General features: G+C 64.3%; 9 protein-coding genes. 6 read left to right on the top strand and 3 right to left on the bottom strand.

Translation table 11 applies throughout. The features are described from left to right. Nucleotides 1-125: 125 nt before the first annotated feature. From dadA to CCOS191_RS26070, 5 genes are all read left to right on the top strand, one after another. Nucleotides 126-1,427 (top strand): D-amino acid dehydrogenase, encoded by a 1,302-nt coding sequence (dadA, locus tag CCOS191_RS26090; protein WP_046857573.1) that lies wholly within the window; start codon nucleotides 126-128, stop codon nucleotides 1,425-1,427. Nucleotides 1,428-1,591: 164 nt separating this feature from the next. Then, on the top strand, nucleotides 1,592-2,665 hold the full coding sequence (alr, locus tag CCOS191_RS26085) for an alanine racemase (RefSeq protein WP_046857572.1): 1,074 nt from the start codon (nucleotides 1,592-1,594) through the stop codon (nucleotides 2,663-2,665). Between the two features lie 108 nt (nucleotides 2,666-2,773). Further along, entirely contained in the window at nucleotides 2,774-3,322 is a 549-nt protein-coding gene (locus CCOS191_RS26080) for a cupin domain-containing protein (RefSeq protein ID WP_023629132.1), read from the top strand. Nucleotides 3,323-3,476: 154 nt separating this feature from the next. Then, entirely contained in the window at nucleotides 3,477-3,881 is a 405-nt protein-coding gene (locus CCOS191_RS26075; RefSeq protein ID WP_046857927.1) for a c-type cytochrome, read from the top strand. Nucleotides 3,882-4,026: 145 nt separating this feature from the next. Next, the gene (locus CCOS191_RS26070) at nucleotides 4,027-5,883 is read left to right on the top strand and encodes an acetyl-CoA hydrolase/transferase C-terminal domain-containing protein (RefSeq protein WP_046857571.1); all 1,857 of its coding nucleotides are present in this window, start codon (nucleotides 4,027-4,029) and stop codon (nucleotides 5,881-5,883) included. Between the two features lie 124 nt (nucleotides 5,884-6,007). Here CCOS191_RS26070 and CCOS191_RS26065 read toward each other — a convergent pair whose 3' ends face one another. Continuing rightward, entirely contained in the window at nucleotides 6,008-6,580 is a 573-nt protein-coding gene (locus tag CCOS191_RS26065) for a xanthine phosphoribosyltransferase (RefSeq protein WP_011536381.1), read from the bottom strand. Between the two features lie 63 nt (nucleotides 6,581-6,643). Then, the gene (gene rep / locus CCOS191_RS26060) at nucleotides 6,644-8,653 is read right to left on the bottom strand and encodes a DNA helicase Rep (protein WP_023629135.1); all 2,010 of its coding nucleotides are present in this window, start codon (nucleotides 8,651-8,653) and stop codon (nucleotides 6,644-6,646) included. 256 nt (nucleotides 8,654-8,909) lie between these two features. On the opposite strand from rep, the gene CCOS191_RS26055 reads away from it, so the two are divergent. Further along, a complete protein-coding gene (locus CCOS191_RS26055) occupies nucleotides 8,910-10,577 on the top strand; it encodes a putative bifunctional diguanylate cyclase/phosphodiesterase (RefSeq protein ID WP_046857570.1) in 1,668 nt (555 codons plus the stop codon). 102 nt (nucleotides 10,578-10,679) lie between these two features. Here the strand turns inward: CCOS191_RS26055 and CCOS191_RS26050 are convergent, their stop codons facing one another. Then, nucleotides 10,680-12,173, bottom strand: coding sequence for an acetyl-CoA hydrolase/transferase family protein (locus tag CCOS191_RS26050; protein WP_023631270.1), 1,494 nt, complete (start codon nucleotides 12,171-12,173; stop codon nucleotides 10,680-10,682). Nucleotides 12,174-12,238 lie beyond the last annotated feature (65 nt).

Raw genomic sequence — 12,238 nt, 5'->3', positions numbered from 1 at the left:
CCGAGAATTCTCGCCAAATATAGCTTCTTATATAGTGAATAGCACTGGTCGGAGATTCTTATACTGCGCGCATCCATGCCATTTCAACAAAAGACTGCGGCAAGCCGCGTGCGAGGGATACAACAATGCGAGTTCTGGTACTTGGTAGCGGTGTGATCGGTACCGCCAGTGCCTACTATCTGGCCCGGCAAGGTTTCGAGGTGACGGTGGTCGATCGCCAGCCGGCGGTGGCCATGGAAACCAGCTTCGCCAACGCAGGCCAGATCTCGCCCGGCTATGCCTCGCCCTGGGCCGCCCCGGGCGTGCCGCTGAAAGCCATCAAGTGGCTGCTGGAGCGCCACGCGCCCCTGGCCATCAAGCTGACCGGCGACGTCGACCAGTACCTGTGGATGGCGCAGATGCTGCGCAACTGCACCGCCAGCCGTTATGCGGTGAACAAGGAGCGCATGGTGCGCCTGTCCGAGTACAGCCGCGATTGCCTCGACGAGCTGCGCGCCGAAACCGGCATCGCCTACGAAAGCCGCAGCCTTGGCACCACCCAGCTGTTCCGCACCCAGGCGCAGCTGGACGCCGCGGCCAAGGATATCGCAGTGCTGGAGCAGTCCGGTGTACCGTACGAGCTGCTCGACCGTGACGGCATTGCCCGGGTCGAACCGGCCCTGGAGAGCGTGAAGGGCATCCTCGCTGGCGCCTTGCGCCTGCCCAACGACCAGACTGGCGACTGCCAGATGTTCACCACCAAGCTCGCCGATATGGCCATCAAGCTGGGTGTCGAGTTCCGCTTCGGCCAGGACATCCAGCGCCTGGACGTCGCCGGCGACCGCATCAACGGCGTATGGATCGACGGCAAGCTGGAAACCGCCGATCGCTACGTGCTGGCGCTGGGCAGTTACTCGCCGCAGCTGCTCAAACCGCTGGGCATCAAGGCCCCGGTCTACCCGCTCAAGGGCTACTCGCTGACCGTGCCGATCACCAACGGCGACATGGCGCCGACCTCGACCATTCTGGACGAGACCTACAAGGTCGCGATTACCCGTTTCGACAACCGCATCCGTGTCGGCGGCATGGCCGAGATCGCCGGTTTTGACCTGTCGCTGAACCCGCGTCGACGCGAAACGCTGGAGATGATCGTCAACGACCTTTATCCTCGCGGCGGCGACCTGAGCCAGGCGAGCTTCTGGACCGGCCTGCGCCCGGCCACCCCGGACGGCACCCCGATCGTCGGGGCAACCAAGTTCCGTAACCTGTTCCTCAACACCGGTCACGGCACCCTGGGCTGGACCATGGCCTGCGGTTCCGGTCGCCTGCTGGCCGACCTGATTGCGCGCAAGAAGCCGCAGATCAGTGCCGAAGGCCTGGACATCTCGCGTTATGGCAATAGCCGCGAGACTGCCAAGCACGGACAGCCGGCGCCTGCGCACCAGTAAGCATTCGATGCTGTTGGCCTCATCGTGGTGCGCCGATGCGACTTGCCCCACGATGAGGCCCGAAACCGATTGACCTGTTCCCTCACCCCGGCGCGGTGGGTACCTACCCCCATCTGCCGCGCCGGGGCTTTATCGATAACCAGAACTGCCAGAAGGCTGCCGCCATGCGTCCCGCCCGTGCCTTGATCGACCTCCAAGCCCTCCGACACAACTACCGCCTGGCCCGTGAGCTGACCGGCGCCAAGGCCCTGGCCGTGGTCAAGGCCGACGCCTACGGTCATGGCGCGGTGCGTTGCGCCCTGGCGCTCGAGGCCGAGGCCGACGGTTTTGCCGTGGCCTGCATCGAGGAGGCCCTGGAGCTGCGCGCGGCAGGCATCAAGGCACCCGTTCTGTTGCTCGAAGGTTTCTTCGAGGCCAGCGAGCTTTCGCAGATCGCCGAACATGATCTGTGGTGCGTGGTGCATTCGCCATGGCAGTTGGAAGCGATCGAGAAGACCTCGGTGCACAAGCCGCTGACCGTCTGGTTGAAGATGGACACCGGCATGCACCGCGTCGGCGTGCACCCCAAGGACTACGCCGATGCCTACCAGCGCCTGCTGGCCAGCGGCAAGGTCTCGCGCATCGTGCTGATGAGCCACTTCGCCCGCGCCGACGAGCTCGACGCCGCCGCCACCGAACAGCAGGTCGCCGTGTTCGAGGCTGCCCGCCAGGGCCTGGCCGCCGAGTGCAGCCTGCGCAACTCGCCGGCGGTGCTGGGCTGGCCGAGCATCAAGAGCGACTGGGTGCGCCCAGGCATCATGCTCTACGGCGCCACGCCGTTCGAAGTGGAGCAGGCCGAGGCTGCTCGCCTGCAGCCTGTGATGACCCTGCAATCGCGCATCATCAGCGTGCGCGAGCTGCCTGCCGGTGAGCCGGTAGGCTATGGCGCCAGGTTCATCAGCCCGCGGCCGACCCGGGTCGGCGTGGTCGCCATGGGCTATGCCGATGGTTACCCGCGCCAGGCACCTACCGGCACGCCAGTGGTGGTGGCCGGCAAGCGCACCCAGCTGATTGGCCGCGTGTCGATGGACATGCTCTGCGTCGACCTGACAGACGTGCCCGAGGCCACTGTCGGCAGCCCGGTCGAGTTGTGGGGCAAGCAAGTACTGGCCAGCGACGTCGCCATGCAGGCCGGGACCATTCCGTACCAGATCTTCTGCAATCTCAAGCGCGTGCCGCTGGACTATATCGGCGAATAAAGCGCCAAAGCGGACAGGCTGCGGGGCTGTGTGTTGTAAATACTGAACGGCATTGCCATCATATCGTTCACACTCCCCCAACCTCGACCGTTTCTGGAGGCGCAAGCTTTGGACGTCGGTGAACGACTGCAAGCCATCCGCAAGCTCAAGGGCTTGTCCCAGCGCGAACTCGCCAAGCGCGCGGGGGTGACCAACAGCACCATCTCGATGATCGAGAAGAACAGCGTGAGCCCGTCGATCAGCTCCCTGCGCAAGGTGCTCAGCGGTATCCCCATGTCCATGGTCGAGTTCTTCTCGGTGGAGCTGGCCCCGGAAAGCCCGACCCAGATCGTCTACAAGGCCCACGAGCTGATCGACATTTCCGACGGCGCGGTCACCATGAAGCTGGTCGGCAAGTCGCACCCCAATCGCGCCATCGCGTTTCTGACCGAGGTCTACCCACCGGGTGCGGACACGGGGGCGGAAATGCTCACCCACGATGGTGAAGAGACCGGCATTCTTCTCGAAGGCCGCCTGGAACTGGTGGTCGGCACCGAGATCTTCATCCTCGAGGCCGGCGACAGCTACTACTTCGAAAGCACCCGCCCGCACCGCTTCCGCAATCCGTTCGAGGAGCCGGCCCGGCTGATCAGCGCCGCCACCCCGTCGAACTTTTGATCCAGCGCAGTGCATTGACGGGTCAATACCCTTTCCCTGAGTGTGGTCGTTTCACGCCTTCCAGGTTCCCGCTATACTTTTCAACGCTCGCAATTCCGTGGCCGCGGGCGTGATTAGCCACCATGAGGGTGTTCGCGTGAACCAAATCAAGAAGATGCTGGCCGTACCAGCAGCCGTATTCGCCCTTTGGGCAATGAGCGCAACCGCTGCAACCAACGACGACATCGCCAAGCGTCTCGAGCCGGTCGGCCAGGTGTGCGTCCAGGGCCAGGAATGCAAGGGCATGGAAGTGGTCGCCAGTGCCGGTGGCGGCGGTGCCAAGACGCCAGACGAGATCATCGCCAAGCATTGCAATGCCTGCCATGGCACCGGCCTGCTGAACGCGCCGAAGATCGGTGATACCGCCGCGTGGAAAGAGCGTGCCGACCACCAGGGCGGCCTTGATGGCATCCTGGCCAAGGCCATCACCGGGATCAACGCCATGCCACCGAAGGGCACCTGCGCCGATTGCTCGGATGATGACCTGAAGGGTGCGATCAAGAAGATGTCCGGGCTGTGAGCCGGACCTGACTTGTATAAAGCCCGCCTCTGATGGCGGGCTTTTGTTTTTGGGCTGGTAACCCTGTTGCGGGGGCGGGACAGGCAACCAACCCGCTGTGACTTGTGTCCAACCCCTGAACCCACGGATGACTCAGGAGGCCCAGATGTATCGCTGCTCCATCGACCAGGCTGTCGAACAGGCCCTGGCCCGACTGCCCAGCCATATTCACATGGGCCTGCCGCTTGGCCTGGGCAAACCCAACGCCTTCGTCAACGCGCTGTACGCCCGCATCCGCGAGTTGCCCGAGCGTCGTCTGACCCTCTACACCGCCCTGTCCCTCGGCCGGCCGCCGTTGGGCGATGGCTTGCAACGGCGCTTCCTTGAGCCTTTCGTCGAGCGTGTATTCGCCGACTATGAGGAGCTCGCCTACCTGGCCGACCTGCGTGCCGACAAGCTCCCGCCGAACATCCGCGTCGAACAGTTCTTCATGCAGCCCGGCAGCCTGCTGCACAGCGACACGGCCCAGCAGGACTACGTCAGCAGCAACTACAGCCACGCCGCACGGGATATCAACGCCAAGGGCCTGAACCTGATCGCGCAGCTGGTGGCGGCCACGCCCGAACGGCCCGATCACCTGAGCCTGGCCTGCAACCCCGATATCACCCTCGACCTGCTGCCGATGATCGCCCGGCGCCGTGCTGAGGGCGAGACCATCCTGGTGCTTGGCCAGATCCATGACGAACTGCCCTACATGCCAGGGGACGCGGAGCTGGGCCTGGAGCAGTTCGACCTGTTGATCGACCAGCCCGAAAGTCGCCGGTTGTTCTCCACGCCAAACATGCCGGTGAACACCCAGGACCATTGCATCGGCCTGCATGCCAGCACCCTGGTGCGCGACGGCGGTACTCTGCAGATCGGCATCGGCGCCATGGGTGATGCGGTGGCGGCGGCGCTGCTGGCACGCCAGGGCGACAACGAAGGCTATCGTGCGCTGCTCGATGAGCTGGATATCGGCCCATGGCAGGCCCTGATCGAGCGGGAAGGAGGGCTGGATACTTTCGCCCAGGGGCTGTATGGCTGCAGCGAAATGTTCGTCAACGGGTTGCTTGCCCTGGCTGAAGCCGGGGTGGTGCGCCGCCCGGCTGACGAGCATGGTGTGCTGGTGCATGGCGGCTTCTTCCTTGGCCCACGGGCGTTCTACCAGCGCCTGCGCGAGATGCCGCTGGAACAACGCGCACGCTTCGCCATGACCGCCATCAGCTACATCAACGAGCTGTACGGCCAGGAAGAGCGCAAGCGCCGTCAGCGCCGGGATGCGCGCTTCATCAATACGGTATTCGGCATGACCTTGCTGGGTGCCGGTGTCGCCGACCAGCTCGAAGATGGCCGGGTGCTCAGCGGCGTGGGCGGGCAGTACAACTTCGTCGCCCAAGGCCATGCGCTGGAGGGTGGTCGCTCGATCCTGTTGCTGCGTAGCTGGCGCGAGGCCGGGGGCGAGGTGACCTCCAACCTTTACTGGACTTACGGCCACTGCACCATACCCCGGCACTTGCGAGACATCGTGATCACCGAATACGGCATCGCCGACCTGCGCGGGCAGACCGACAGCGAGGTGATTGCGCGGTTGCTGGCGATCAGTGACTCTCGTTTTCAGCGCGAGCTGATGGAGCGGGCCAAGGCGGCGGGCAAGCTGGCGAAGGACTTCGTGCTGGATGCGCGCTATACCGACAACACTCCCGAGCGCCTGGAGGCAACCCGCGCGCGGCATGCGCGATTGTTCCCGGAATATCCGCTGGGCAGCGATTTCACGGCCGAGGAGCGTGACTTGTTGCGGGCGCTGAATTGGCTCAAGAGCAAGTTCAAGCTGAGCGAGGTGCTGGAACTGGGCAAGGCGGCGCTGGATGCGCCGGCGCCCGAGGCCTATGCAGCGCAGTTGGCGCGCATGGGGCTGGGGGAGCCACAGGGGCTGAAGGAGGAGTTGTACCAGCGGCTGCTGCTGGCGGGCTTGGCGGCGACCTGAAAGATTGCCGGGCTGCTTTGCAGCCCAATCGCCGGCAAGCCAACGCCCACAGGAGTACCGCAGGGCTTTGACCTTGTGCGGTACCTGTGGGAGCCGGCTTGCCGGCGATGAGGCCGGTACAGGCTTACTCGATGAAGGTGACCACGCCACCTTCCAGCGACTTCACCCGGGCCAGCGACTCGACGCGGTAGCCCTGGCTGTCCAGCTCGGCGCGGCCGCCCTGGAACGACTTCTCGATGACGATGCCCAGGCCGGCCACGGTGGCGCCGGCCTGCTTGATGATCGAGATCAGCGCCTGGGACGCCTTGCCGTTGGCCAGGAAATCGTCGATCACCAGCACGCGGTCGCTGCTGTTGAGGTGGCGCGGCGAGATGGCCACGGTGTTCTCGGTCTGCTTGGTGAAGGAATACACCGAGGCAGTCAGCAGGTTCTCGGTCAGGGTCAGCGACTGGTGCTTGCGGGCGAAGATCACCGGCACGCCGAGCTTCAGGCCGGTCATCACCGCCGGGGCGATGCCCGAAGCTTCGATGGTGACGATCTTGGTCACGCCGGAGTCGGCGAACAGGCGGGCGAACTCGTCACCGATCAGCTGCATCAGTGCAGGGTCGATCTGGTGGTTGAGAAACGCATCGACTTTGAGTACCTGGTCGGAAAGCACGATGCCTTCTTCGCGAATCTTCTGCTGCAGTGCTTCCACTGTGTGTCTCCGATGTAACAAAGGTGGCCGCAAATAGCGGCAAAGTTTAAGAATAATGGTTGATCAGCGTTTGAGCATTGCCCGGATATCGGCCAGGGCGTTGTTGCCGCGCGCGGCTTTCACTTCCACGGGCGCATCGTCCAGGCCTTCCCAGGCCAGGTCGTCCGGCGGCAGTTCGTCGAGGAACCGGCTCGGTGTGCAGTCGATGATTTCGCCGTACTGCTTGCGCTTGGCGGCGAAGGTGAAGGCCAAGGTCTGGCGCGCGCGGGTGATGCCCACGTAGGCCAGGCGGCGTTCTTCCTCGATGGTGTCGGCCTCGATGCTCGAGCGGTGGGGGAGGATCTCCTCCTCCATGCCCATGATGAACACGTAAGGGAATTCCAGGCCCTTGGAGGCGTGCAGGGTCATCATCTGCACGCCCTCGGCGTTTTCTTCCTCTTCCTGCTGGCGCTCGAGCATGTCGCGCAGCACCAGCTTGCCGATGGCGTCCTCGATGGTCATGTCACCCTCTTCGTCCTTCTCGAGGGTATTCTTCAGCGCTTCGACCAGGAACCAGACGTTGCTGATGCGGAACTCCGCGGCCTTGTCGCTGGCGGTCTGCTGGCGGATCCAGTTCTCGTAGTCGATATCGCGGATCATCTCGTGCAGCGCGGCGATCGGGTCGTCCAGGGCGACTTTGTGGCGTACCCCGTCGAGCCAGTGCTTGAAGCGCTGCAGGCGCTCGGTGTAGCGGGCGTCGAGGTGCTCGCCCAGGCCCATCTCCTCGCTGGCGGCGTACATCGAGATGCCGCGCTCGGTGGAATAGTTGCCGAGCTTTTCCAGCGTGGTCGAGCCGATCTCGCGGCGCGGCACGTTGATGACGCGCAGGTAGGCATTGTCGTCGTCAGGGTTCACCAGCAGGCGCAGGTAGGCCATCAGGTCCTTGACCTCCTGGCGGCCGAAGAAGCTGTTGCCGCCGGACAGGCGGTACGGCACCTGGTGGTGCTGCAGCTTCAATTCGATCAGCTTGGCCTGGTAGTTGCCGCGGTAGAGGATGGCGAAGTCGCTGTACGGGCGGTTGGTGCGCAGGTGCAGGGTGAGGATTTCCATGGCCACGCGTTCGGCCTCGGCTTCCTCGTTCTTGCAGCGGATCACGCGGATCTCGTCGCCGATGCCCATCTCGCTCCACAGCTGCTTTTCGAAGGCATGCGGGTTGTTGGCGATCAGCACGTTGGCGCAGCGCAGGATGCGGCTGGTGGAACGGTAGTTCTGCTCGAGCATGACGATCTTCAGGGAGGGGTAGTCCTCCTTGAGCAGCATCAGGTTCTCGGGCCGGGCGCCGCGCCAGGCGTAGATCGACTGGTCGTCGTCGCCGACCACGGTGAACTGGTTGCGCATGCCGATCAGCATCTTCACCAGCAGGTACTGGCTGGCGTTGGTGTCCTGGTATTCGTCCACCAGCAGGTAGCGCACGCGGTTCTGCCAGCGTTCGAGCACATCGGGGTGCTCCTGGAACAGCTTCACCGGCTGCAGGATCAGGTCGTCGAAGTCCACTGCGTTGAACGCCTTGAGCGTGCGCTGGTAGTGGGTGTAGACGATGGCCGCGGTCTGCTCGCGCGGGTTGCGCGCCTTTTCCAGGGCCTCGGGCGGCAGGATCAGGTCGTTCTTCCAGGCACCGATCATGTTCTTGATCTCGTCGATGCCGTCGTCGCCGGAGTATTCCTTCTGCATGATGTCCGACAGCAATGCCTTGATGTCGGACTCGTCGAAGATCGAGAACCCCGGCTTGTAGCCCAGGCGGTCATGCTCCTTGCGGATGATGTTCAGGCCCAGGTTGTGGAAGGTGCACACGGTCAGGCCACGGCCTTCCCCCGGACGCAGCAGGGTGGCGACTCGCTCCTTCATCTCGCGCGCGGCCTTGTTGGTAAAGGTCATGGCGACGATGTACTGGGCACGGATGCCGCAGTTCTGGATGAGGTGGGCAATCTTGCGCGTGATCACGCTGGTCTTGCCGGAGCCTGCACCGGCGAGCACCAAAAGAGGGCCGCCGACGTAGTCGCGGGCTTCCTGTTGCCGGGGATTGAGTCGGGACATGCTAGAAACCGGGGGTAACCAGAAAATAGCCGCGCATTCTAGCAGGCATGGGGTGGTTAATGCGCGACCGTCTGACGTTGTGATGCAGGGCGCGAATCGGATTTGCCGCATCTGCTACTTTCGCGCAGGATGCACGTCAGATTGCGTCGGGATGGTGGCCAGGGACGGGCAATGACTAAAAGTGAAAATCATTTCCAATTAATCGGGTAGGATTGCCCGCGCTCGCCGTTCCACCGCCCACATCTAAGGAGCCCGCTTGTCCACGCCTGTCGAACCCCTGCGTTTGCTGCTGTTGGCTGATGAGCCGGAGTGGGCCGTGCACCTGCGCGAATGCCTGCAACCGATGGGTGGCAGCGTCGTGCTGCTGACCGCGCCGAACTGGGCGGCGGTGGACAGCCTGTTCGCCAACGACCGTCAGGCCGTGGTGCTGGCCACGCCCGAGCTGCAGCCCGCGCCAGGGCGTTGCGAGCTGCCGACGATCCTGCTGCTCGAGCAGGAGCCCGTCGCTGCACCGTTGGGCGCAAGCGACTGGCTGGTGCTGGCGCAGCTGACCACCGACACGCTGCGTCGCTCGCTGCGCCATGTGCGTGAGCGCGGCGTGTTGGTGGCCACCCTGCAGCGTCTGGCCGAACAAGACCCGCTGACCGGCATCGCCAACCGCCAGGGCTTCCAGGCCTTGCTGACCGCACGTTTGGCCGAGAACGAAGGGCGTGGCCTGGCCCTCGGCCACCTCGACCTGGACAACTTCCGCCACGTCAACGACGCCCTTGGCCACCAGGGGGGCGACCGCCTGATCCTGCAGGTGGTCGCCCGCCTGAAGCACCAGCTGGAGGCGAGCGATCAACTGGCGCGCCTTGGCAGCGACGAGTTCGCGTTGTTGATCGACACCCGGCGTGATCCCAACCGTGCCGAGTGGATGGCCGAGCGCATCACCGAGGCGCTGACCGAGCCCTACTGGATCGACGGCGAGAGCCTGCTGCTCGGCTGCAGCCTCGGGATCGCCCATGCCCGCGCCCAGGCCGGCGCCGACCCGCTGATGTGGCACGCCCACATCGCCATGCGCCAGGCCAAGGGCAGCCAGGGCTGCACCTTCCACGTATTCAATGAGCGTATCAATCGCAACGCCCGCAGCCTCGCCGACCTGGAAAGCGAGTTGCGCCGCGCCCTGCGCCGTGACGAGCTGGAGCTGCACTACCAGCCGCGGCTCAACCTCGCCGACGGCCGTATCGTCGGGCTCGAGGCGCTGGTGCGCTGGAACCATCCCGAGCGCGGCCTGCTGGCGCCCAGCGAGTTCGTGCCGCTGGCCGAGCAGAGCGGGTTGATCGTGCCACTGGGTTACTGGGTGATCTCGCGGGCCCTGAGCGATATGCAGGCCCTGCGCGAACGTGGCCTGGCACCGCTGCATATGGCGGTGAACCTGAGTTTCCGCCAGTTCCAGGACAGTCAGTTGCTGGCAACCCTGAGTCGGCTGATCGTCGAGCACGGGGTCGATGCGCGCTGGCTGGAGTTCGAGCTGACCGAGACCGCCGTGATGCGGCGCAACGAGTTGGTGCGCCAGACCATGGATGCCCTCGGGCGGCTGGGGGTGCGTTTCTCGCTGGATGACTTCGGCACCGGCTTTTCATCGTTCGTGCACCTGAACAGCTTGCCGATCACCTTGCTGAAGGTCGATCGCAGCTTCGTCGGCGGCATGGAGCAACGCGAAGAGAACGCCAAGCTGGTCCACGCGATGATCAACCTGGCGCACAACCTCAACCTGGAAGTGGTGGCAGAAGGTGTGGAGAGTGAGGAGCAGCTGGCGCTGCTGCGGGCGTTCGGTTGCGACCAGGTGCAGGGCTTCCTGGTCAGTCGGCCGTTGCCGGTGGAGGCGTTGATCGAGTACCTGTTGCAGGTGCCCACCCCGGGTTTGGTGCAGACTCTTTAGGCCCAATCGCCGGCAAGCCGGCTCCCACAGGTGTTGCGCCGTCCTTGTGGGAGCCGGCTTGCCGGCGATGCGCCGCGTCAGCGGCGCCCTGTTGCCTTTGGATCAACCCGCCAGCATGCGCCCGGTTTCTTCCAGGTTCTCGTGCCAGCTCAGCGCCTCGCGCAGGATATGCGGGGTATGCCCGCCACGCTGGCAGGCGCGCTCGAAGTAGTCGTTGAGCGCGGCGCGGTAGTCCGGGTGCACGCAGTTGTCGATGATCACCCGGGCGCGCTCGCGCGGCGCCAGGCCGCGCAGGTCGGCCAGGCCTACTTCGGTCACCAGGATGTCCACGTCATGCTCGGTGTGATCGACGTGGCTGACCATCGGCACCACGCTGGAAATCGCACCGCCCTTGGCGATCGACTTGGTGACAAAGATCGCCAGGTGGGCATTGCGGGCGAAGTCGCCCGAGCCGCCAATGCCGTTCATCATCTTGGTGCCGCAGACGTGGGTCGAGTTGACGTTGCCGTAGATGTCGAACTCGAGCGCCGTGTTGATGCCGATGATCCCTAAGCGACGCACCACCTCAGGGTGGTTGGAGATCTCCTGCGGACGCAGCACCAGCTTGTCCTTGTAACGCTCCAGATTGCCGAACACATCGGCATTGCGGCGGCTCGACAGGGTGATCGAGCTGCCCGAGGCAAAGCTCAGCTTGCCGGCGTCGATCAGGTCGAAGGTCGAATCCTGCAGCACTTCGGAGTACATGGTCAGGTTTTCGAACGGTGACTCGATCAGGCCGCACATCACCGCGTTGGCGATGCTGCCGATACCGGCCTGCAGCGGGCCGAGGTTGTTGCTCATGCGGCCGGCGTCCACCTCGCCCTTGAGGAAGGCGATCAGGTGGTCGGCGATGCCTTGGGTCTCATGGTCCGGCGGCAGCACGGTGGACGGCGAGTCCGGCTGGTCGCTGATGACGATGCCGACGATCTTCGCCGGGTCGATCGGGATCGCGGTGCTGCCGATGCGGTCATCGACCTTCACCAGCGGGATCGGCGTGCGGGTCGGGCGGTAGGTCGGGATGTAGATGTCGTGCAGGCCTTCGAGGTTGGCGTTGTGCGACAGGTTGATCTCGACGATGACCTGCTTGGCGAAGATCGCGAAGCTGGCCGAGTTGCCCACCGAGGTGGTCGGTACGATATGGCCTTGCTCGGTGATCGCCACTGCTTCGATGACCGCGATGTCCGGCAGGGTCAGTTGCTTGTTGCGCAGCTGCTCGACGGTTTCCGACAGGTGCTGGTCGATGAACATCACCTTGCCGTCGTTGATGGCCTTGCGCAGGGTGCTGTCGACCTGGAACGGCATCCGCCGGGCGAGTACGCCGGCTTCGGTCAGTTGCTTGTCGAGGTCGTTGCCCAGGCTGGCGCCGGTCATCAGGCTGATCTTCAGCGGCGACTGCTTGGCGCGCTCGGCCAGTGCGTGGGGCACGGCCTTGGCTTCGCCGGCGCGGGTGAAGCCGCTCATGCCGACGGTCATGCCGTCCTCGATCAGGCCAGCGGCGTCAGCCGCACTCATTACCTTGCTGTGCAGGGAGGACAAGCGGATACGATCACGGTACATGGATTGTTATCTCAGGCTACTGAAGCTACTGGAAGCGCAGTCTAGAGATTTCGCCCGGTGCCGTC

It is taken from the genome of Pseudomonas sp. CCOS 191 (assembly GCF_001007005.1).
Classification (GTDB): domain Bacteria; phylum Pseudomonadota; class Gammaproteobacteria; order Pseudomonadales; family Pseudomonadaceae; genus Aquipseudomonas; species Aquipseudomonas soli.
This window is presented reverse-complemented; position numbering and strand designations above follow the sequence as displayed.